General features: G+C 37.7%; 21 protein-coding genes and 9 tRNA genes. 20 read left to right on the forward strand and 10 right to left on the reverse strand.

The window, feature by feature from the left end; genetic code table 11:
• Positions 1–90 precede the first annotated feature (90 nt).
• The 10 genes from ACP3VS_RS11300 to ACP3VS_RS11345 all read left to right on the forward strand — a co-directional run bounded on the left by ACP3VS_RS11300 (position 91) and on the right by ACP3VS_RS11345 (position 1,355).
• A tRNA-Phe gene (locus ACP3VS_RS11300) sits at positions 91–163 on the forward strand.
• Positions 164–173: 10 nt separating this feature from the next.
• Positions 174–249: transfer RNA gene (locus ACP3VS_RS11305), tRNA-Thr, on the forward strand.
• A 9-nt stretch (positions 250–258) separates the two neighbouring features.
• A tRNA-Tyr gene (locus tag ACP3VS_RS11310) sits at positions 259–342 on the forward strand.
• 23 nt (positions 343–365) lie between these two features.
• Positions 366–439 (forward strand) — tRNA-Trp (locus ACP3VS_RS11315).
• Between the two features lie 12 nt (positions 440–451).
• A tRNA-His gene (locus ACP3VS_RS11320) sits at positions 452–527 on the forward strand.
• 4 nt (positions 528–531) lie between these two features.
• Positions 532–606, forward strand: a tRNA-Gln gene (locus ACP3VS_RS11325).
• 6 nt (positions 607–612) lie between these two features.
• Positions 613–687 (forward strand) — tRNA-Gly (locus ACP3VS_RS11330).
• Between the two features lie 8 nt (positions 688–695).
• Positions 696–769: transfer RNA gene (locus tag ACP3VS_RS11335), tRNA-Cys, on the forward strand.
• 47 nt (positions 770–816) lie between these two features.
• A tRNA-Leu gene (locus ACP3VS_RS11340) sits at positions 817–897 on the forward strand.
• 326 nt (positions 898–1,223) lie between these two features.
• Positions 1,224–1,355, forward strand: a complete 132-nt coding sequence (locus ACP3VS_RS11345; RefSeq protein WP_258858693.1) for a hypothetical protein — start codon at positions 1,224–1,226, stop codon at positions 1,353–1,355.
• Positions 1,356–1,484: 129 nt separating this feature from the next.
• On the opposite strand, the gene ACP3VS_RS11350 is transcribed toward ACP3VS_RS11345, so the two are convergent.
• A complete protein-coding gene (locus ACP3VS_RS11350) occupies positions 1,485–2,780 on the reverse strand; it encodes a S8 family peptidase (RefSeq protein ID WP_325881839.1) in 1,296 nt (431 codons plus the stop codon).
• A gap of 129 nt (positions 2,781–2,909) precedes the next feature.
• Between ACP3VS_RS11350 and ACP3VS_RS11355 the strand changes: the two genes are divergently transcribed.
• The 3 genes from ACP3VS_RS11355 (at position 2,910) to ACP3VS_RS11365 (ending at position 6,299) form a co-directional block, all read left to right on the forward strand.
• On the forward strand, positions 2,910–4,136 hold the full coding sequence (locus ACP3VS_RS11355) for a helix-turn-helix domain-containing protein (RefSeq protein WP_036165432.1): 1,227 nt from the start codon (positions 2,910–2,912) through the stop codon (positions 4,134–4,136).
• Between the two features lie 433 nt (positions 4,137–4,569).
• Positions 4,570–5,601, forward strand: coding sequence for an ABC transporter permease (locus ACP3VS_RS11360; RefSeq protein ID WP_036165434.1), 1,032 nt, complete (start codon positions 4,570–4,572; stop codon positions 5,599–5,601).
• Positions 5,602–5,603: 2 nt separating this feature from the next.
• A complete protein-coding gene (locus tag ACP3VS_RS11365; RefSeq protein WP_036165435.1) occupies positions 5,604–6,299 on the forward strand; it encodes an ABC transporter ATP-binding protein in 696 nt (231 codons plus the stop codon).
• A gap of 19 nt (positions 6,300–6,318) precedes the next feature.
• On the opposite strand, the gene ACP3VS_RS11370 is transcribed toward ACP3VS_RS11365, so the two are convergent.
• Genes ACP3VS_RS11370 through ACP3VS_RS11385 form a run of 4 tightly spaced genes read right to left on the reverse strand, consistent with a single transcriptional unit; the run spans position 6,319 to position 8,431 of the window.
• On the reverse strand, positions 6,319–7,128 hold the full coding sequence (locus ACP3VS_RS11370) for an SDR family NAD(P)-dependent oxidoreductase (RefSeq protein WP_099806318.1): 810 nt from the start codon (positions 7,126–7,128) through the stop codon (positions 6,319–6,321).
• Positions 7,129–7,131: 3 nt separating this feature from the next.
• Positions 7,132–7,434: a hypothetical protein gene (locus tag ACP3VS_RS11375; protein WP_426388750.1), complete on the reverse strand. Its 303-nt coding sequence runs from the start codon at positions 7,432–7,434 to the stop codon at positions 7,132–7,134.
• 28 nt (positions 7,435–7,462) lie between these two features.
• Positions 7,463–7,834 carry an SGNH/GDSL hydrolase family protein gene (locus tag ACP3VS_RS11380; RefSeq protein ID WP_426388752.1) on the reverse strand — a complete coding sequence of 124 codons (372 nt, stop codon included), beginning with the start codon at positions 7,832–7,834 and terminating at the stop codon, positions 7,463–7,465.
• Positions 7,835–8,431 carry a TetR family transcriptional regulator C-terminal domain-containing protein gene (locus ACP3VS_RS11385; protein WP_031418227.1) on the reverse strand — a complete coding sequence of 199 codons (597 nt, stop codon included), beginning with the start codon at positions 8,429–8,431 and terminating at the stop codon, positions 7,835–7,837.
• 162 nt (positions 8,432–8,593) lie between these two features.
• Between ACP3VS_RS11385 and ACP3VS_RS11390 the strand changes: the two genes are divergently transcribed.
• Positions 8,594–8,953 (forward strand): VOC family protein, encoded by a 360-nt coding sequence (locus ACP3VS_RS11390; RefSeq protein ID WP_031418229.1) that lies wholly within the window; start codon positions 8,594–8,596, stop codon positions 8,951–8,953.
• A gap of 82 nt (positions 8,954–9,035) precedes the next feature.
• Positions 9,036–10,121 carry an S-layer homology domain-containing protein gene (locus ACP3VS_RS11395; protein ID WP_289449743.1) on the forward strand — a complete coding sequence of 362 codons (1,086 nt, stop codon included), beginning with the start codon at positions 9,036–9,038 and terminating at the stop codon, positions 10,119–10,121.
• 40 nt (positions 10,122–10,161) lie between these two features.
• Here the strand turns inward: ACP3VS_RS11395 and ACP3VS_RS11400 are convergent, their stop codons facing one another.
• Positions 10,162–10,908 (reverse strand): arylamine N-acetyltransferase family protein, encoded by a 747-nt coding sequence (locus ACP3VS_RS11400; protein ID WP_012292137.1) that lies wholly within the window; start codon positions 10,906–10,908, stop codon positions 10,162–10,164.
• Positions 10,909–11,093: 185 nt separating this feature from the next.
• On the opposite strand from ACP3VS_RS11400, the gene nagB reads away from it, so the two are divergent.
• The 3 genes from nagB (at position 11,094) to ACP3VS_RS11415 (ending at position 13,430) form a co-directional block, all read left to right on the forward strand.
• Positions 11,094–11,807, forward strand: a complete 714-nt coding sequence (gene nagB / locus ACP3VS_RS11405; RefSeq protein WP_012292138.1) for a glucosamine-6-phosphate deaminase — start codon at positions 11,094–11,096, stop codon at positions 11,805–11,807.
• Between the two features lie 290 nt (positions 11,808–12,097).
• Entirely contained in the window at positions 12,098–13,006 is a 909-nt protein-coding gene (locus ACP3VS_RS11410; RefSeq protein ID WP_012292139.1) for a S66 peptidase family protein, read from the forward strand.
• Between the two features lie 22 nt (positions 13,007–13,028).
• The gene (locus ACP3VS_RS11415) at positions 13,029–13,430 is read left to right on the forward strand and encodes a cytidine deaminase (RefSeq protein WP_031418233.1); all 402 of its coding nucleotides are present in this window, start codon (positions 13,029–13,031) and stop codon (positions 13,428–13,430) included.
• Between the two features lie 47 nt (positions 13,431–13,477).
• On the opposite strand, the gene ACP3VS_RS11420 is transcribed toward ACP3VS_RS11415, so the two are convergent.
• The 3 genes from ACP3VS_RS11420 to ACP3VS_RS11430 form a co-directional block, all read right to left on the reverse strand.
• On the reverse strand, positions 13,478–15,064 hold the full coding sequence (locus tag ACP3VS_RS11420) for a catalase (RefSeq protein ID WP_012292141.1): 1,587 nt from the start codon (positions 15,062–15,064) through the stop codon (positions 13,478–13,480).
• 298 nt (positions 15,065–15,362) lie between these two features.
• Positions 15,363–15,872, reverse strand: a complete 510-nt coding sequence (locus ACP3VS_RS11425) for a hypothetical protein (RefSeq protein ID WP_031418234.1) — start codon at positions 15,870–15,872, stop codon at positions 15,363–15,365.
• A 15-nt stretch (positions 15,873–15,887) separates the two neighbouring features.
• Positions 15,888–16,577, reverse strand: a complete 690-nt coding sequence (locus ACP3VS_RS11430) for a B3/B4 domain-containing protein (protein WP_426388756.1) — start codon at positions 16,575–16,577, stop codon at positions 15,888–15,890.
• 59 nt (positions 16,578–16,636) lie between these two features.
• On the opposite strand from ACP3VS_RS11430, the gene queG reads away from it, so the two are divergent.
• Positions 16,637–17,770 carry a tRNA epoxyqueuosine(34) reductase QueG gene (queG, locus tag ACP3VS_RS11435; RefSeq protein ID WP_012292144.1) on the forward strand — a complete coding sequence of 378 codons (1,134 nt, stop codon included), beginning with the start codon at positions 16,637–16,639 and terminating at the stop codon, positions 17,768–17,770.
• Positions 17,771–17,837: 67 nt separating this feature from the next.
• The gene (trmL, locus tag ACP3VS_RS11440) at positions 17,838–18,311 is read left to right on the forward strand and encodes a tRNA (uridine(34)/cytosine(34)/5-carboxymethylaminomethyluridine(34)-2'-O)-methyltransferase TrmL (RefSeq protein ID WP_012292145.1); all 474 of its coding nucleotides are present in this window, start codon (positions 17,838–17,840) and stop codon (positions 18,309–18,311) included.
• A 35-nt stretch (positions 18,312–18,346) separates the two neighbouring features.
• Here trmL and ACP3VS_RS11445 read toward each other — a convergent pair whose 3' ends face one another.
• Positions 18,347–19,192 carry a VOC family protein gene (locus ACP3VS_RS11445; RefSeq protein WP_281486889.1) on the reverse strand — a complete coding sequence of 282 codons (846 nt, stop codon included), beginning with the start codon at positions 19,190–19,192 and terminating at the stop codon, positions 18,347–18,349.
• Positions 19,193–19,572: the final 380 nt, after the last annotated feature.

The raw sequence follows: 19,572 nt of genomic DNA on the forward strand, positions 1-19,572 counted from the left end.
TCCCGTGGTGTAGCGGTTAACATGCCTGCCTGTCACGCAGGAGATCGCCGGTTCGATCCCGGTCGGGACCGCCATTTTTTTATAATATATGGGTCAGTAGCTCAGTTGGTAGAGCATTAGATTGAAGCTCTAAGTGTCGGCGGTTCGATTCCGTCCTGACCCATCATTTTTTTGCCGGTGTAGCTCAGTTGGTAGAGCAACTGACTTGTAATCAGTAGGTCGTGGGTTCGACTCCTATCGCCGGCACCATGAATTCCCGGAGGGGTAGCGAAGTGGCTAAACGCGGCGGACTGTAAATCCGCTCCTTAGGGTTCGGCGGTTCGAATCCGTCCCCCTCCACCAGTTTTATTTTTTTATTTTTAAATAGGGGCATAGTTCAACGGTAGAATAGAGGTCTCCAAAACCTTTGGTGTGGGTTCGATTCCTACTGCCCCTGCCAATTTATTTTATGGCGATTGTGGCGAAGTGGTTAACGCACCGGATTGTGGTTCCGGCATTCGTGGGTTCGATTCCCATCAGTCGCCCCATAGTTGGGGTATAGCCAAGCGGTAAGGCAACGGATTTTGATTCCGTCATGCCTAGGTTCGAATCCTAGTACCCCAGCCATTTTTTGCGGAAGTAGTTCAGTGGTAGAACACCACCTTGCCAAGGTGGGGGTCGCGAGTTCGAACCTCGTCTTCCGCTCCAAGTATGATGGCGGCATAGCCAAGTGGTAAGGCACAGGTCTGCAACACCTTTATCACCGGTTCAAATCCGGTTGCCGCCTCCATATTTTTACTGCTAATCGGTTTATCCGATTTTTTTTATCTCCATTATGCCGGTGTGGCGGAATTGGCAGACGCGCACGACTCAAAATCGTGTTCCTTTGGAGTGTCGGTTCGACCCCGACCACCGGTATCATTACGTACATATACGTTACATTTAGTAAGTTTAGAAAGCTCACAAACCTTGATAATACAGGGTTTGTGAGCTTTTTTCATTTTTGGGGATACGATAAGAATTGAAATCATTTTACACACTTCAGGTAGAAGACATTGATATATAAGGCTTTTTACTACATTCCCTATCCTTATCACCGGTAACGAGGTTAGCGTAATAATATAGCAATAGTTGTGTAGGGAGATTAGTTAAAGAAGGTAGTTTTTAAGTGAATGGTGCATTGTCAAAAAAATAATATATTACACAATAAGTAAGTTTCAATGGAAAGGTTGGAGGTGATTTTTATGAAGAAGGTGATTAGTGGACAACAAGATGAATTTAAAGGGAACGATACTGCAAATGGTATTGATAAAATGTTTTCTGGTCAACCTGTTCACCCTACATGTAGAAATATGTTTGAGGCTGATATCGTATAACAAGCAAAGCTATAATACTACTTGGGGGTAATAGGGGTACTGGTGAATACGTTTAGAACCCAAAAAATAGCAATACAAACCAAAGCTTTGGTTTGTATTACTATTGTTAGTATGCTTCACCTTTTGAAATTATTGAACGCGAGCAAATCCAAATCCTGAAGCGTAGTCATCACCTATAGCAGCTCCATAACCACCTTTAATGTCTACTGATTTTGCTCTCTCTTGTAAGTTAGAACGTAGTTGCGTGTTAGATAATGACGGATTTTCAGCCCAAATTTTTGCTGCTAAACCAGAGACATGAGGGGTAGCCATTGATGTGCCGCTAATTGTATTATAACCGCCATTATACCATGTAGAATAAACGGATGAGCCAGGAGCTGAGATTTCAATATCACCTTCCTGGATGACATAATCTCCAGCTGTAGATATATAACCACGTGAAGAGTAGTCAGCTACACGATAAGTCCCATTTTGTTGTACATTTTCTAAAGCTGCAACGGCGATTGCATTTGGTAATGCCCCCGGATAACCAATTGTTCCTTGCGCATAGCCAGAATTACCAGCTGCAGCTACTATTAGAACTCCTTTACTGTATGCGTAATTGACAGCACTCGAAATGAGGCTATTATTCGCTGAAGAACCTAGAGACATACTAATAATTGTTTTGGTACCAGTAGCTGCTGCTTGATCTGCTGCATGTCGAATAGCAGCAGCAATATCATCTGAGTATCCAGAACCGCTATCTAATAACACTTTGTAAGCCCAAAGATCAGCATCTGGAGCTACACCGTAAATGCCTGCTTGATCGCTTCCACCATCAGCTAAGGCCGTACCAGCAACATGTGTACCATGTCCGTTTCTATCAGTACAGCTGTTATTAATGGGTGTTGTCGCACCTGTAAAGTCTTTACATTGCTCTACGTTATTGACAAGGTCAGGATGAGAAATATTTACACCCGTATCGAGTACGGCAATATTAATGCCACTTCCTCCAGTTGTAGATGTTAAAGTATCATTATTATAAATTGCTTTAATTCCCCAAGGTATTTGTTGAGAAGCTCTTAAAGAAGTTACCAAATCCAGAGTTTCATTTTCTACCATACTATCGTCTTCCAAACCTATCGTATCTAATGTAACGATAGGCACTTTTGTAACTGTGAAATTTTTATTCTTCTGTAATGCTTCGAATTGTTTTTCATTCATATCAGTTGAAAATCCGTTCTCTGTTAATTCCCAACGAGCAGAATATTGAGTTTTTAATGTTGATTTTTCTGTTTTTTTGTTTGCCTCAACATAAACACGGAATTTCTCCTGACCACCGTCGTTTCCTAAGCTATCTTCGCTATCCATCGCTGTTGCGTACACCGGGTTTATTACTGATCCTGCAATCAAAAGACTTAGCAACGTACTTTTCATTTTTTTCATTCTTTCCAACTCCTTTTCAAATTAAGTTATAGTACTACAATTTGAATCTACCATAATTTAGGTTTTTTGATTATTGGGAAAATTATGATTATAATAAATGTAAAATACAGTCATTCGATACGGGAGGTTATGAAAATGAAGATTGGTTCATTAATTAAGTACTATCGTACAAAGCTAGGAATGACACAGAATTCAGTGGCGATGGGGATTTGCTCGATTCCTCATTTAAGTAAAATTGAGAATAATAATAAAGAAGCAAATAGCGAGACAATACGTCTACTGCTAGAACGATTAAATATTAGTATTCACGATGTAGAGAATAACGAACAAAATATTATTTGCCTATTAAATGATTTACAAAAACATATAAATTACCTAGAGATTGAGAAAGTAAAAGAGACAATGAGCAGATTAAAAGAATATGAAGAAATAATAGGTTTTACAGAATCTATTTATTTATATGAACTTTATAAGTTACGTTATTATGTGTTTGTTAAAGAGCATAAATTAGCAGACAATCAATTAAAATGGCTAAATGCCCACCGACCAAATTTTTCCCAACATGAAAGGTATTTACATTCATATTATTATGCATTAGTTTTAATTACAAAAGGTAAATATGAGGAAGCAGCTAAAGAACTAACTCAAATACTTCAAATACATCCAGAACTAGGGTCACTAGAAGGAGAGTTTTACTATCATTTCGCTTTAATAAAAGGGCGGTTAGAAGAACCAAGCCAAGCAATTATTTATGGGAAAAAAGCTCTTCAATTCTATAAGGACCAATTTAATTTTAAAAGAATTGTTTATACATTAATGTCTCTGGCACTCAATTACTCTCGAGGAAAAGTGTTTCACGAAGCAATCGAAATCTATGAACATTTAGTGAGAAATGTGGAGCTATTACAGCAACAGCAGCTATTACCTGCTATATATCACAATTTGGGGGATTTGTACCAAATGAGATGGGAATATGAAAATGCATTAATTTACTTTGAAAAAAGCGCTTCTTTAATGTCAAAGAACTGTGATCATTATCTGCTTTGCTTATATAATTTAGGTGTTACGCAATTTCGCTTAGAACAAACGGAAAAAAGTATAAAAACCTTTACTATTCTAAAGGAAGAAGCAAAAAATAAGAAAAAATTAAGTTTTAATTTATTTGCTACTTTTTATTTATATTTGCTAGGAGAAGAAAAAAAGAAAGCGATGGATTTTTTAGAAGGGAGGTTAATTCCATTTATAGCAGATAATGAAGAATTAAAAGAAATGCACCAACAATTTTCTAATTTATTGGGAGAGTATTATCGACAAGAAAAGCAGTTCGAGAAAGCTATGCAATTTATTGAAATTTAAAGGAGAGTGTGAATATGAAGAAAAATGTTGGATTATCAATTTTAATACTGAGTGCTGCAGTAATAATTATATCTGTTCCAATTCATCCACCGGTTTTATAAAAGGCAAGAGTGGGAGAAGGTAGTGGCTCTATCTAATGATTGAGGAACAGTGTAAACCACAAGCCTTTGAAACTGAGAGAGATAGGCAGATTTTTTATGAAGGGTATGGGAGAAAGTTAATTAATTAAAACGAGTACAATTACTTTAAAAATGGATTATATGAGTTTTTTAGATGAAGATCTAAACCGTTCTGTAGGATAAATGACTTTCCTTCAGAGCGGTTTATTTGTTTTCGTTTCTTTTTTTTCTTTTCCATTCTTAATGATTAGTTCATGCTCTGTTCATGAAACAATTTTAAGCTAAGGATAATTAAAGAAATGGAGGGATAAAGGATGAATCTTGCCTGGAAAGAAATGAAGAAAAATAAAGTACGATTTTTAATCTTGGGCTCCATCATCTTCCTAGTTAGTTTTTTAACGTTTATTATTTCAGGTTTGGCGAATGGCTTGTCACAGGATAATGCAGCTTTAATAAAAGACTTACCGCAGGGGCAATTCTACATGACAGAGGATGCTGATGGGACGTTTAATCTTTCAAGAATCTCTAACAATCTACAACAGGAAGTCATGTCTGAAGAGAAGGAAGCAGTTGCCTTTTCTATTCAAATGGGCTTTTTAAGTGATGAGGATGATAAACAGCAAAGTGTGGCCTTTGTCACATCGACAGAGTCATCACTATTTAGAAATGTGCGTCAAGGTGAGGTCCTGTTAGACAGCTCGCTACAGGAAAAGGGAATAAAAGTGGGAGATATATTAGCGAACAATCAATATAGTGGAGAGTTCAAGGTGAAAGGCTTTGTGGAGCAAAAGAAATATAGCCATGCCCCTGTTGCTTATATCAGTAAAGAGGCTTACCAGGAAATGTATCGGATACAGGATATGCAGTTAATTTTTGTTCCACACAATGCTGCCAAGGATTTTGAGGGGCTACAGTCTTATAGCAATAAAGAATTTCTGAATGCTATCCCGAGTTACAGTGCGGAACAGATGTCTTTAAATATGATTATTTGGTTTTTAGTTGTCATTAGTGGTATGCTGTTTGCTATTTTCTTCTATATGATGAATGTACAAAAGATTGGCCTATATGGCATTCTAAAAGCAATTGGATTAAAAACAGGTAGGTTGTTTAACATGATCTGGACACAGATGGTGATTATTACCGCTATTTCACTAGTATTATCAGTCAGCCTTAGTCAATTATTCAATATAGTTGCGCCAAAGGGGATGCCATTTACGTTAAATTTAGGTACAACAATGCAGCTATCGTTAGTGTTCCTTGTCATTGGTTTTGTGGGAGCTACATTGTCAGGTCTACAAATTAAAAAAATTCAACCGTTACAAGCAATACACCAAGGGGAGGCTTAGTCATGACGTTATTTACGATTGATGAAGTAAGAAAAACGTTTAAAAATGGTGATGTCGAAGAGGAAATTTTAAAAGGTATTAATTTATCCTTAAAAGAAGGAGAGATTACGGCATTGGTAGGTGCATCTGGTTCAGGAAAAAGTACGCTATTAACTATAGCTGCTGGACTGCAACCCGCAACGGATGGACAGATTCTTTTTGAGGGACAAAATCTAACGGCTATGAACGAAGAACAAGTACGAAAGCTGCGTGCAAGTAAATTTGGCTTTGTTTTTCAGTTTGCTCATCTTGTACCTTTTCTTACCGTAGAAGAACAGCTGCTATTAATGTTGGATGTTGCTGGGTCTCCACTGAAGAAACATGAACAAAAGCATGAAGTAAATCGTTTATTACAGTTAGTTGGGCTGGCTCATCGTCAAGATGCTTATCCTTCTTCATTGTCAGGGGGAGAAAAGCAACGTGTAGCGATTGCACGTGCCATCATTCATCAACCGAAAGTGCTGTTTGCAGATGAGCCAACAGCAAGTTTAGATTCACAGCGTTCTAAAGAAATTATGATGTTATTAAGAACATTAACAAAAACTTTAAGTATCACAACATTATTAGTGACGCATGACGAAGAGATGCTAGCTTATACAGATCGTATTATTAAAATGAGCGATGGTGTGGTATTACAAAATAAGCAAGGCTCCCACTAGTAGGGAGCCTTTGTAGCGTTTAGGTTAAACGGGCATTACGACTCACTTTACAAACCATTCTCATTAACGCTTTGTGTAGAAAAGGAAAAATAGTAAAAATAACATCCATTGTTTTGCGCATTGGCATTGGACAAATGATAGGCTTATTTTGATGAACACCTTCTATAGCAATTTTTGCAATTCGCTGAGGTGAGATCATTTTTTGCTGCTGTAATTGTTTGGTGATAATTGATTTATCCATATGAATCGCCTTGGCGTTATCGAAAATAGGTGTATCCACAAACGTTGGACATAAGGCACTCACCTTAATCCCAAATTCCTCAGCCTCATAGTGTAGAGAGGTCGTTAATCCTATAACAGCATGTTTGGTAGTAGCGTATGCAGAAGAAAAAGGAGAAGGTCCTAACCCTGCAGCTGATGAGGTATTGATGATATGTCCAAAACCTTGTTTTTTCATAAGTGAATAACCTATTTGAGTACCATAAATGACACCCCATAAATTAATAGCCATAATTTCCTTCCAATCCTCAATAGTCGTTTCACCCAGCTCTCCGTACATAGCAATTCCAGCATTATTAAACAGATAATCTATCCGATGATATTCTTCAATTACACCATGAATGACAGATGCTACACTATTGTAATCGGTTACATTTAGTGGTACAAATTTTGCATGAACAGCATCATTATTTAACTGTGCTTCTAACATACGACCTTCTTGTTCTTGAATATCAGCAATAATGACAAATATATGTCGAGTAATTAACTCTTGGCAAATGGCCTTTCCTATCCCAGATACACCACCTGTAACAACAGCAATCTTTTTCATTTTTTAGGACCTCCCGATTTTGTCTCCTTCGTTTGCATAATGTTCAATGATAGAGCTATATTGCTGTGCCACTATATCAGCACCTTTACTATTTAAATGAACGCCATCCAAAGTTACATGTAGCCCTCTTTTTTGAGATAATTTATCGATGCGTAAAGGATTTTTGTAAAATAAAACATCTAGTAGAACTCTCATTACACTCGTATTAATAAAGCTTGAGCAGTCCAAATGTTCTAAATGCTCTTTAAAGAGATTTTGCATATTCACAAAATAAACATTGCCAGATTTCAATGCAATAGACTCCATAACGGACGTTAGCTCTTTTACTTCGTTGTTAGAGTGATTTTGAAGATCTTCTCCTACTAATGCTGGAGATAACTAGCACAACATTTTTAGAAGCGGTATGTGCTTTCTCTAATACTTTGAGGCAGTACTCTTCGAATTCTATATGATCCTTCGTCACGGGTTGTGCTTGCACCTTTAATAATTTTGAATAGACGTCATTGACGCCTACCCAAAGAAAAAGGAGATCATAGGAGGATTGGAGTGGCGTTTTTTCCAAGCGAGTAAATAAACTTTTAATCGTCTCGCCTGGATTCCCAAGATTGTCAAATGAAATATGAGGATATTGCAGTTTTAAAAGATTATAAAATGAAACTCCTGGACGACCTTCTGTTAAGCTATCACCTATTAAACCTACTTTCATTTAAATCCCACCTTTTTTAATTTCTTTTAAGAAAATCGTTATTGCTTGTTGAAAGAGTGGTTCTAATGATTTCAAATGTTGAGTATTGGTAAGCTGACATAATCCGCCTAGCCATGTGCCTAGTAAGACGGTCCAAGTATCTACATCGCCATGAACAAATTCGTTTTGGTCGATGCCCTCTTGAAGAATTGCACGATAAGCATTCATAGGTGTAATAGCTAAATTGAATAACTGCTGTATAGAATCGGGGGTTGATTTAGGATTAGATGCCAGTTCCTGACCTGATTTTAGTAAAGGTGTTTGATACTCATAGAGGACATGTAGGGCCATACCATACAATTTTTCTGTTGATGTGGTGTATGAAGATTCTTTTTGCAACCATTTGTCATGCCAATTTTTCATTGATTGCTGCGCTAAAAGCACAAATAACTTTTCCTTATTTTCGAAATGATAATAAATATGTCCTTTACTGTAACCAGAAACCTTCGAAATATCGCCAACAGATGTTTGATTATAGCCATGTTGAGAAAATAATTGGGTGGCATGTTTGATAATTTCAAGCTTTGCCTTGTCACTGTCATAGCGTCTTTTATTCAATGTTGTACTCCTTTAATGATTTGAACAATCGTTCTAATTTAATTATACATAATTTTCTAATTAAATAAATAGGTAAAATTTTTATTTGAAATACGGTTGGAAAGGAAGGAAATTCCAATTGTTTGTTGAATTATTTGTTATGCTTAAAAAAGGGGGATTTGTATGGGAAGAGTGATTGGCTTTGAATTAAATAGTCAGGAACCGAAGAAAGCGGCAGCTTTTTATAGCAAAGTGTTTGGCTGGAGGATAGCGGCTCCAAATTGGGATTATTGGCCAGTTACAACTGGGCATGAAAGCAAAATTGGGATTAATGGTGGTATTAGCAAAGGACCTAGTGATTATCCACATGGTACACGAATTCAGATTGAAGTGGATGCAATGGATGAAGTTATTGAGCAGGCAACCAGCAATGGGGCTACTATTTTACGTGGAAAAATGGAGTTTGAGGACTTTTATCTTGCTTATTTGATGGATCCGACTGGCATAGAAATTGGATTAATTCAACATAAAAATAACGAATAAAGTCTCTTTCAGAAGAGTCTTTTTTCATTTTTAGCATAACTACACGTCTTTATGGGTAAAGAATCGATGGAGGAGGGATAATGTGAGGAACATATTGAAATTAGTATGTTTGATCCTGATAGCGATTGGCATAATACCGAGGGAAGTGCAGGCAGCCAGCTTTAAAGATTTAACGGATGATACCTTGATGACAGAAATCCATTATTTAGTAGAGCAGGATATTGTGAAGGGCTATTCCAATCAGTTATTCAAGCCGAATGATTATGTAACGAAAGCACAGGTAGCTGTTATGCTAACACGTGCTTTGGGGCTAAACACAATCAACATACAAAACCCCAATTATCAGGATGTAACGCCAGCTAATAAATACTACAAAGAAATAGCTGCTGTACAAAAAAAAGGAATATTTGATGCAGCCCATAAATTTAACCCAGATGCACCGTTAACTAGAGCGGAAATGGCTATTGTGCTAAATAGGGCTTTCCAATTAAAAGGGTCAGATCCTTATTATTTTACAGATGTGACGGAGCAGACATATGGTTATAAAGAAATTTTAACACTGGCTCATAATCATTTGGTAAGGGGCTATGAGAATGGTGAGTTTAAACCTAATGCTCCTGTTACACGTGCCCACTTCTCAGCTTTTTTAGCGCGAGCATTGACTCTTTCTAAGCCTAGTTTGCTAAAGGACCCCGCGTTTGTTTATACGTATGGCTATTATTCTTTAAGTGACCATAAGCGGTATACCTTGAGCTATCGATATAAGCAACATGACGGTAAAAATGATGTATGGACAGTCAAAAATATTAGCACAGGACAAACTCTTTCTGATGAGCTTTTATATGGTCATGATCGTGTATATGGTCAAGCAATTGCTAGTGACGCTAATACACATTATGATTTATATATGGAACTACCACTTAGAATAGGGGTTATTTTACATGAAGATGATCCAGGGGTTACTGCAGGAGAACGAGTAACTGTAAAATCAACGAATGGTACAGTACAAGCTGGAGAAGTGCAATATACGGGTGTAATTATAGTAGAGAAAAGGTCAGTATATAGTGATGTGGTAAAAACTTATTATTTCGTAGATGATATTGGTTTAGTCAAGGAACTACACAATGATAAAGTTGTATTTGAACTATTCAATCGGACAATGAAATAATCAGGAAAGGAAAGCAAGCCACTGATGGACTCGCTTTCCTTTATTGTTGTAAAGAGATATGAAAAAAGCGCTGTAGAGCTTGCAGCCATTCCTTCTCAGTGTTTGTTGTATAGGTAGTTAAGGATTGCCCTTCGTAAATTCTAAATTCATTGTTCATCATCGTGTGACGTCCACGAGTAGTTCGAATCATGGCAATTTTATTTTTTTGTTTAGAGAGTCGTGGGGCAAATTTTGCATCATTTGCATCATCATGAAAACAATAAAGCAAACGCCATTGTTGCTTGGTTAGTTCAAAAAGCATCCAACCATTTTCTTCATCATACTCTACTTTATACAATTCTCGGCCTTCGCGATGCTGATATCCTGCTATTAACGGTACTGGTTTACAAGGCGCTAAAGCACCAACGCCTACATCTGAAATATAGGATTGTTTTGCATCTTTTACTAGTAATAGCTGGTGCATGGGTATATCTTCAGGAGGAGAGTGTTCTTCAACATTACGCCAAAACTGAGCATAGCGATTGGTAACTGAAAAGCCGAGCTCCCGTAAAAGCCAGCTAAATAAAATATTCAGTTCAAAACAATTGCCCCCACGTCTTTCTATAATAATCTTTTGAAATAAATCAGGAATAGAGAATGAGATACCGAGGTTCAAGGCAACATCTAAATTTTCATAGGGAATCGTCAATAGATGCTTTGTTTGTAGCTGTCCAAGTAGTTGGACGGTAGGCTCTAAGGTTCCTTGAAATTGAATATGCTGTAAATATTGCTGAATCTGTGCATTCATAAAATCGCCTCACTTCCTTATTAATAACATAACCGAAACAGCATCAGAATACACGCATAATATTAAGAGGGAAATGATAGAAAAATAGCTAAATAACTTGTAGAATTAATATATTAGCTACTATAAAGTGAATATTTCCCAGTATAGTTAATGAATAAGAAATTAAGGTAGGTATGATAAGGAAAATGAAATGGATCGAAGTCAATACATATGACGAAATGAGCGAAGTGGCCGCAAATATTTTTTTAAAGCAAATACAGAAGAAGCCCAATAGTGTTCTAGGATTAGCAACTGGTGGTTCACCTGTAGGAATGTATAAAGAATTAGTAGCGCGATATCAAGCCGGTCAATTAACATTTAAGGATGTACAAACTTTTAATTTAGACGAATATGTAGGTCTTAAGCGCTCAAGTCCTGCAAGTTATTGGACTTTCATGCACAACAATCTATTTAATGGTGTAAATATTAAACAAGAAAATATACATTTGCCAAATGGTGAGGCAGAGGATTTAGCTGCTGAATGCAAGGCATATGATGCAAGGATTGATGCAGCAGGAGGTATTGATTTACAGCTTCTTGGAATTGGCGTAAATGGTCATATAGGTTTTAATGAGCCAGGTACACCGTTCGATTCGATGACGAATATTGTTGAATTAACGGAATCGACAAGAACAGAAAATGCGATTTACTTTGATGACGCAGCAGATGTCCCAATACATGCCATTACGATGGGCATTCAATCGATTATGAAGGCGAAGGAAATTGTCCTGATTGCCTTTGGTGAAAAGAAGATGGAGGCCATCCAAAAATTAAAAAGTGGCCATATTACTGAAGATTTCCCTGCAAGCCAATTATTAAAACATCCTAACGTCACGATTATTTATGGCGGTACCAATTAACAATAAAAAGCAAAGCCTTCTTATGATTGAAGTCTTTGCTTTCTTGTTTTTCTGATTACCATATGAGCAAGGAATATACGCTCCAGCAAATTACTGCTACAATAACAATTAAATCAACCTTGTTGAAGAGAAAGGTTACTGTTCAAGAGTCTGAAGGTTCCTATCGCTAGAATGTCGATAGTTTCTCCTCAAGAAGTAAATGATCGTATAGAATCATGGGAAGAAGAGGCAATAATAGATAAGTGCCTCACATCAGTATAGAGGCAAGCTTAAGGAAAATAAGAGGAGGAATGAACGTGAAAAATACCGTACCACGTTTACAAAAGGGAGATCTAGTTGGTGTAGTTGCCCTATCAAGTGTAGTAAATCATGAAAAGCTAGGGGACGCATTATCTTTTTTAGACGAGTTGGGTCTTCACTATATTGTAGGGGATACGATCCATGCAACGCATGATTATTTAGCTGGTAGTGATGAAGTTAGGCTAGCTGATTTTCATGAAATGGTAAAAAATCCTGAAGTGAAAGCTATTTTTTGTGTAAAGGGTGGCTATGGCTCTGCTCGCATAGCTGAAAAAATTGATTATACGTTATTAGAGGAAAATCCAAAAATTTTCTGGGGCTTTTCAGATATTACCTATTTGCATTGTGCGATCAATGAGTACGCCAATTTAGTAACATTCCATGGACCTATGTTAATGGCGGCCAATAAAATGGATGAACTATCGAAGAAAATGTTTGTACAATTATTTTCCCCCATTGAAATACAATACACGGAGTCAATTTCTCCTTTAACAACCATTGCTGGAGGGGTGGCACGCGGTGAATTAATAGGAGGAAATCTGTATCGTCTTGTCAGCACATTAGGCACTAAATTTGAGATACAAACAGAAGGTAAGATTTTATTGATAGAGGAGTTAGCAGAATCCATTCCTAATATTGATTCGATGTTACAGCAATTAAAGCAAGCTAGGAAAATTGAGCAACTAGCAGGTGTTGTCATTGGTTCCTTTACACAAACAGAAGCGAATGAAACAGCCTTACATAATTTAATGAAAGAGTATTTTGGAGACTTAGGTATTCCTGTTGTGGCAGGTTTTAAAATAGGACATGAATCAACCAATGTAGGCATTCCCTTGGGGGTAGACGCCTATTTAGATGCAGAGGAAAAAGTGTTGAAGATATTACCAGGTGTGTATTGACTATAGGGAGATGTTAAATGATATGGATATTGAGAAAAAGCTCTATGAGGCAGCCGTCCAATTAGTGGAGAAAAGATATCCGTCAGGATGGGGTGGAGCGGCGGCTTTGTATTCGGAGGACGGGCATATTTTAACTAGTGTTGCACCAGAGGTCATCAATGCAGCTACTGAATTATGTATGGAAACGGGTGCTATTCTGGAGGCACATAAATTGAATACAAAGGTGACACATTCGATTTGTGTTGCTAGAGAAAATGAAAAATCTAAATTCGTAGTACTGACACCCTGTGGGGTCTGCCAAGAAAGACTCTTTTATTGGGGAGAGAATGTGAAAGCAGCAGTTACGAATACAGACGATACACTACTATTTAAAACTTTAAAAGAGATACAACCCTATCATTGGTATAAGGCCTATGAACAATAATGCAAAAAAGACGTTACATAAAAATGTAATGTCTTTTTACGTTTGCCTTAATAAGGCTCAGCATTATGGCCTTTATCTATCGCATTTTGAGGGGCTTGATCTCCATCAATATTGCCAAGTGGCTTTGAAGTTGAGGATTCCTTTCTAGCCTTATGCAACCCTTCTTTTAGCAAACGACCATATTCTTCATCTGCTTCTTCCGCAAGTGCAATCATGGCATTTTGTATCTCCATATGACAGACCGATAAATCACGAATTAAATTGGCAAGCAATTCATCGCGCTCCCATTGCTCAAAGTTACGATAAGTTTCGCCAGCTTGCTTGGTATTACTTTGACGGTCAATGGATTCTCGAACAAGGTTGCCTTCTACATATGGAGTATATTCCTTACCATCCTGTGTTGCTTCCTTTAAGCCATTTAACATGGAGGGCTCATAATTAATATGTGGATTTTGACCAGGTGCTAAATCCCGTTTATACATCATTTGCCCACCGCTTTGATTGGTTGCTACACGTTTTTTTGGCGCATTAATTGGTAATTGAAGATAGTTAGCTCCTACACGATGACGCTGTGTATCCGAATAAGAGAATGTACGACCTTGCAACATTTTATCATCAGAGAAATCTAAGCCATCGACTAGTACGCCCGTACCGAAAGTAGCTTGTTCTACCTCTGCAAAATAGTCCTCAGGATTTTTGTTTAACACCATTTTACCGACTGGATACCATGGGAATTGATCGTTTGGCCAAAGCTTTGTGTCATCCAATGGATCAAAATCAAGCTCAGGATGTGGACCATCCTCCATAATTTGAACATGTAACTCCCATTCAGGAAATTCTTCACGTTCAATCGCATCATATAAATCCTGTGTGGCATGATTAAAATTTTTCTGCTGAATTTCTTCTGCTTCTTTTTGTGTTAAGTTTTTAATGCCCTGAAGTGGCTCCCAGTGATATTTGACGAGGACCCCTTTGCCTTCCTGATTAACCCACTTATACGTATTGACGCCAGAGCCCTGCATCATACGATAGTTAGCTGGAATACCCCAAGGTGAATATACAAATGTAACCATATGGAAGGATTCTGGTGAGCTAGCACAAAAATCAAAGAAACGTTCAACGTTCTGAATATTAGTAATAGGATCAGGCTTAAATGCATGAATCATGTCAGGGAATTTCATGGCATCACGGATAAAGAAGATTTTTAAATTATTACCAACTAAATCCCAGTTGCCATCCTCTGTATAAAATTTTACAGCAAAGCCTCGTGGATCTCGTAATGTTTCAGGAGAGTGTCCACCATGTATAACCGTTGAAAAACGGACAAATACAGGTGTTTTTTTTCCTTTATCCTGAAAGACCTTTGCCCGAGTATATTTAGAAATAGGTTCATTGCCTACTACACCATATGTTTCAAAATAACCATGTGCACCAGCACCGCGAGCATGAACAACTCGTTCCGGTACTCGCTCCCTGTCAAAATGACTTATCTTCTCTAGAAAATCATAATTTTCAAGTGTTGCAGGACCGCGATTACTGACTGTTCGTAAATTTTGATTGTTAGTAATGGGATGCCCCTGTCGATTTGTCAATGTTGTATCTTGATCATGTGTTGAATCATTTTTCTGCGTCATCGTATGACCCCTTTCCAATAGATACGTCCATTTTGTCCTTGAAAGGGGTAATTTAGACATAGGGAATTTTTACATATTCGCTAATAAAAAAAGCTCTCCATACATAAATGTAGGAGAGCCTTGGATGGTGTTTTCAAATGGAATCAAGTTTTTTGAGTATGGCCTTTACCTATAGTTGGTCATTAGTCATGGGTCATACAGTAACAGGTAACTTGTTATTGGTTTTAATCTAATTAGCCGTAAAGCTAAATTTGAAAACAGCACATCCAACTCGGTTTGGAGTCTCACCGCCCCGAGACTAGAAATAGCGGGAATCATCAAAGTTAATTTGTATACTGTAATTTTTTGAATTAATAAGATTGGATAATTTATGTGCCTCTTTTTCAAGCTTCATTGCGCGCTCCCGATAGTCGTCAGGCTCATATAATGCAATCTCGTATAGCATTGCTCCATCACCATAGCCAAAACGAACACTTTCTTTTTCCCGCATACTAAATTCTTTACATAACTCAGCCTCAGCACGAAGCTGTGTAGCTAATTCGATAGCTTCTACTAGTGCGAGTTTCTGATCTTTAAATTCTACTGTGTTTTGGATGTTTGCTTCGTATACTAGACGATCTAGTGTACGGGTATCTAGACGAACTTGTGCCAATTCGGTTTCGATAAGGGGGAGTGCACGGTTACTTGTTTTAGGAGTCTGTCCCTTTTCTACTGTCACAAAAGCACTACGATGTAATTCACTAATAAGCTCTTGTGTTTTTTTTCCTAAAATACTTTTTAGTTTAACAGCTTCTGCAAGATTGATCACGCAAACACGTCCTTTTTATAAACTTGTAGATGGTGCATTGTTTGATAGGAGGGCAATTTGATAGTCACCTCCATGAATTTGGTTAAACATTTTGCCTGCTGACGCCAAAAGGTCATTCGCTGCTTCATGTGTTAATGAGGGTCTGAGATAAAAAATCTGTAGCGCCTCAGTCGTATCCTCTGTAACGGCTGTACGTTTAGAATCGACAAATGGAGAACCAAATGCTCCCTTCTCATCACGACTGTAGAGGATCTTGTTGAATGTATTAAAACGCCCATTTAAACCCTCATAACCAATGTCTTCATGGCCAAGAGCTATTTCTACATATCCTTTCATAAAGGCTATATCATATAGACCAACTGGAATTTCATACTGAAGAGAGAAGAAGTTATTTAAATCTACACCAGAATGAAATGGTGTTACATAGTTTTGTTTACTAATTCGACGCATTAGGCTTTCTGCTGAGTGACGATAACGATTTGGATCGGCACCTAGCTGTTTCCATAGTGCTCGCCATTCCGCAATACCCTCACGCTGGTTCACAGGAAAATCCTGCATGTCTAGAAAAAGGTTTTCTTGATACAATTGCATCCGACCTTTAATCATTTGAGGGGATTCTGCTACAACAATTTTGGTATAATGAATAATGCCGATTTTTAGCTCGGGATGTTGCGTTAATAGAGATTCATTAATGGAAATTTCCAAAGAACATCACCTACTTTATCTATTTCTATTATTGTATCATGTAAGGAGTTGGAAATAAAATGAACATACATGACCTACAGCGAGACTTTGTGGCATATGCAAGAGCCATTGGCGTTGATAAAATAGGTTTTACAACAGCAGCTCCCTTTACAGAATTAAAAAACCGACTGCGTCGCCAGCAGGAGCTTGGTTATCAGTCTGGCTTTGAAGAAAGTGATATTGAAAAACGTACCGAACCCCTTCAATTATTAAACGAAGCAGAGAGTATTGTCTCGATAGCCGTTGCTTATCCCTCCCGTATGCAAAATGCACCCATTGGTAAAAAGGGAGCTAGAAGAGGAATATTTTGCCGTGCTTCATGGGGTGTCGATTATCATACAGCAATTCGTGAACGTTTGAAGTTATTATCTGCTTGGCTTGAGGAGCGTGTCGAAGGTGTACGTATCGAGTCGATGGTTGATACAGGTGCACTTGTAGACCGTGCTGTAGCAGAACGCGCAGGCATAGGCTGGAGTGGTAAAAACTGTTCGATTATAACACCTGAATTCGGGTCATATGTGTATTTAGGAGAGCTCATAACCAATGTTCCATTCTCGCCAGATAAGCCAATGGAGGATGAGTGCGGGGAATGTCGCTTATGCTTGGATGTTTGTCCAACGGGTGCATTAATCCAAGGAGGGCAATTGGATGCACAACGTTGTATTGCCTTCCTCACTCAAACGAAGGGAACACTTCCTGATGAGTTTCGTAATCACATTGGTAATCGCCTCTATGGTTGTGATACATGCCAGACTGTGTGTCCCAAAAATAAAGGGAAGATTAATTGGATTCATGATGAATTTATACCGGATCCGGAGCTTGCCAAACCATTATTAACACCACTATTAACGATTTCCAATAGAGAATTTAAGGCCAAGTTTGGCCACGTTTCTGGTTCATGGCGAGGTAAAAAGCCTATTCAACGAAATGCCATCCTTGCACTGGCCCATTTTAAAGAGGAAGCGGCTATACCAGATCTCATCAACCTTTTGAAGAACGATGATCGTCCAGTCATACGAGGCACATCAGCATGGGCTTTAGGGAAGATAGGCGGAGAACAGGCTAAGTCTGCCCTATATGACGCGGAAGCTAATGAGCAGGACGAAGAAGTATTGAACGAAATTCACAAAGGTTTGCAGTTTTTTCATGAATGAAGAGAAAAAACACTCCATTAAATGAGTTCCACTTAAAGAAATTTTTATAATAAGGAAGTGTATCGTTATGCCATTGCATATCGTTTTATATCAACCAGAAATTCCAGCGAATACAGGAAATATTGCTCGCACTTGCGCTGGTACAAATACATCATTACATTTAATTCGTCCACTAGGCTTTTCAACCGATGATAAAATGTTAAAGCGGGCAGGCTTAGATTATTGGCATAGTGTGAATATTGTTTATCATAATTCACTGGATGATTTTATAGAGTACTCTAGAGATGGAGATGTATATTTAATCGAAACATATAGTGATGAGCCGTTCACCACACATGATTTTAGTAATAAAGAGCGTGACATTTACTTTATGTTTGGAAAAGAAACAACAGGCTTGCCAAAAGACTTTGCGTATGAACGTCGTAATATGTGCTTGCGTATTCCACAAAGTGATCATGTCCGTTCACTCAACTTATCTAATACGGCTGCGATTGTTATATATGAGGCATTACGACAACAGGGATATCCAGGTTTACATTAATAAAAGCAGTTCTCATTTGTGAGAACTGCTTTTTACTAAAATTTTAATAATACAACATTTCCAGCTGGATCTTCAGTTTGGAATCCACCGTCTATATCGATAACACGTGCACCAATTGTGCGAAGGTTTGCTTTCATCATGGATGCTTGTTCTTCATTATCTAAACGCAGTGAGAACGTTTTTAAGCCTACTTGGTTTTCTCCAAGCTTTGGAGCATTTTCTGAGTGCCAAGTGTTTAAGCCAATGTGATGGTGATAGCGGCCAGTAGAAATAAATAATGCCTGTGAACCATAGCGTGCCACAATATCATAGCCTAAGCCCTTTGTGTAAAATTGTTCAGCCTCTGCCAAGTTCGAAACAGATAAGTGAATATGTCCCATCACTGTACCTGATGGGAGGCCATCCCAATTTCCATCACCTTCTTCTAAAATCGATCGAATATTTAGTGGCTCTGTTACCATATTCACTTGGTCCTGATGCCAATCCCATACATTTTCAGGGCGATCTGCGTATACCTCAATACCATTATGATCAGGATCATTTAAATAGAGTGCTTCACTGACAGCATGATCAGAAGCCCCAAGATATACTCCTTTTTCGTGAAAATGCGTTATAATATTTGCCAAATCACGACGAGTTGGTAATAGTAATGCAAAGTGATAAAGTCCAGTCGTCATGCTAAGCTTTTCTTCCACTGTGTCTGGTTGGACTATTGTTAATAGTGTAGTATGTCCATCTGCTGTTAAAGTAGCTTTATGTGATTCTTGGTGTAAAACGTTGAAGCCAATAACCTCTTGATAAAATGTTAAAGAACGTTGAAGATCGCTTACTTTTATTTCAACATTTGTTACATATGTGTTAGGTTTTTCATGAAAATGCATATAGAATACCTCCGGTAAGTTATTTTTATTCATTTAGTTACTTTATGTAAGTTAGTTTATTTTAATAATAACTGAAAGTCAAGTAAGTTATTTTATTGTCGACAAAAAAGAAAATCACTAAGCATATCTAATGCTTAGTGATTTTCTCGAGGTATTATTTATCCGCTTTGTAATCGCCTTCGTACCCAGCAGTAAAAATAGCTGTTAAGAAAGCAACTGTTACACCAATGATTAATAATAGTTTCATGGAAGTAACCCTCCTCATGTAATAAAGACATCTCTATTTAGTATAGCCTATCTACTATAAAAATGAAACGACATACCTGAATAAAATATGTCAGAAATGGTTCAAACGTATAATTATCGGGAAAACTATTAAG

This window comes from Lysinibacillus sp. VIII_CA (assembly GCF_049943995.1).
Lineage (GTDB): Bacteria > Bacillota > Bacilli > Bacillales_A > Planococcaceae > Lysinibacillus > Lysinibacillus pinottii.

Excerpts from the sequence above, each read along its gene's own strand:
- ACP3VS_RS11345 (WP_258858693.1), top strand. The coding sequence starts at position 1,224 with ATGAAGAAGGTGATTAGTGGACAACAAGATGAATTTAAAGGGAACGAT.
- ACP3VS_RS11350 (WP_325881839.1), bottom strand. The coding sequence starts at position 2,780 with ATGAAAAAAATGAAAAGTACGTTGCTAAGTCTTTTGATTGCAGGATCA.
- ACP3VS_RS11355 (WP_036165432.1), top strand. The coding sequence starts at position 2,910 with ATGAAAATGAAGATTGGTTCATTAATTAAGTACTATCGTACAAAGCTA.
- ACP3VS_RS11360 (WP_036165434.1), top strand. The coding sequence starts at position 4,570 with ATGAATCTTGCCTGGAAAGAAATGAAGAAAAATAAAGTACGATTTTTA.
- ACP3VS_RS11365 (WP_036165435.1), top strand. The coding sequence starts at position 5,604 with ATGACGTTATTTACGATTGATGAAGTAAGAAAAACGTTTAAAAATGGT.
- ACP3VS_RS11370 (WP_099806318.1), bottom strand. The coding sequence starts at position 7,128 with ATGAAAAAGATTGCTGTTGTTACAGGTGGTGTATCTGGGATAGGAAAG.
- ACP3VS_RS11375 (WP_426388750.1), bottom strand. The coding sequence starts at position 7,434 with ATGGAGTCTATTGCATTGAAATCTGGCAATGTTTATTTTGTGAATATG.
- ACP3VS_RS11380 (WP_426388752.1), bottom strand. The coding sequence starts at position 7,834 with ATGAAAGTAGGTTTAATAGGTGATAGCTTAACAGAAGGTCGTCCAGGA.
- ACP3VS_RS11390 (WP_031418229.1), top strand. The coding sequence starts at position 8,594 with ATGGGAAGAGTGATTGGCTTTGAATTAAATAGTCAGGAACCGAAGAAA.
- ACP3VS_RS11400 (WP_012292137.1), bottom strand. The coding sequence starts at position 10,908 with ATGAATGCACAGATTCAGCAATATTTACAGCATATTCAATTTCAAGGA.
- nagB (WP_012292138.1), top strand. The coding sequence starts at position 11,094 with ATGAAATGGATCGAAGTCAATACATATGACGAAATGAGCGAAGTGGCC.
- ACP3VS_RS11410 (WP_012292139.1), top strand. The coding sequence starts at position 12,098 with ATGAACGTGAAAAATACCGTACCACGTTTACAAAAGGGAGATCTAGTT.
- ACP3VS_RS11415 (WP_031418233.1), top strand. The coding sequence starts at position 13,029 with ATGGATATTGAGAAAAAGCTCTATGAGGCAGCCGTCCAATTAGTGGAG.
- ACP3VS_RS11420 (WP_012292141.1), bottom strand. The coding sequence starts at position 15,064 with ATGACGCAGAAAAATGATTCAACACATGATCAAGATACAACATTGACA.
- queG (WP_012292144.1), top strand. The coding sequence starts at position 16,637 with ATGAACATACATGACCTACAGCGAGACTTTGTGGCATATGCAAGAGCC.
- trmL (WP_012292145.1), top strand. The coding sequence starts at position 17,838 with ATGCCATTGCATATCGTTTTATATCAACCAGAAATTCCAGCGAATACA.
- ACP3VS_RS11445 (WP_281486889.1), bottom strand. The coding sequence starts at position 19,192 with ATGCATTTTCATGAAAAACCTAACACATATGTAACAAATGTTGAAATA.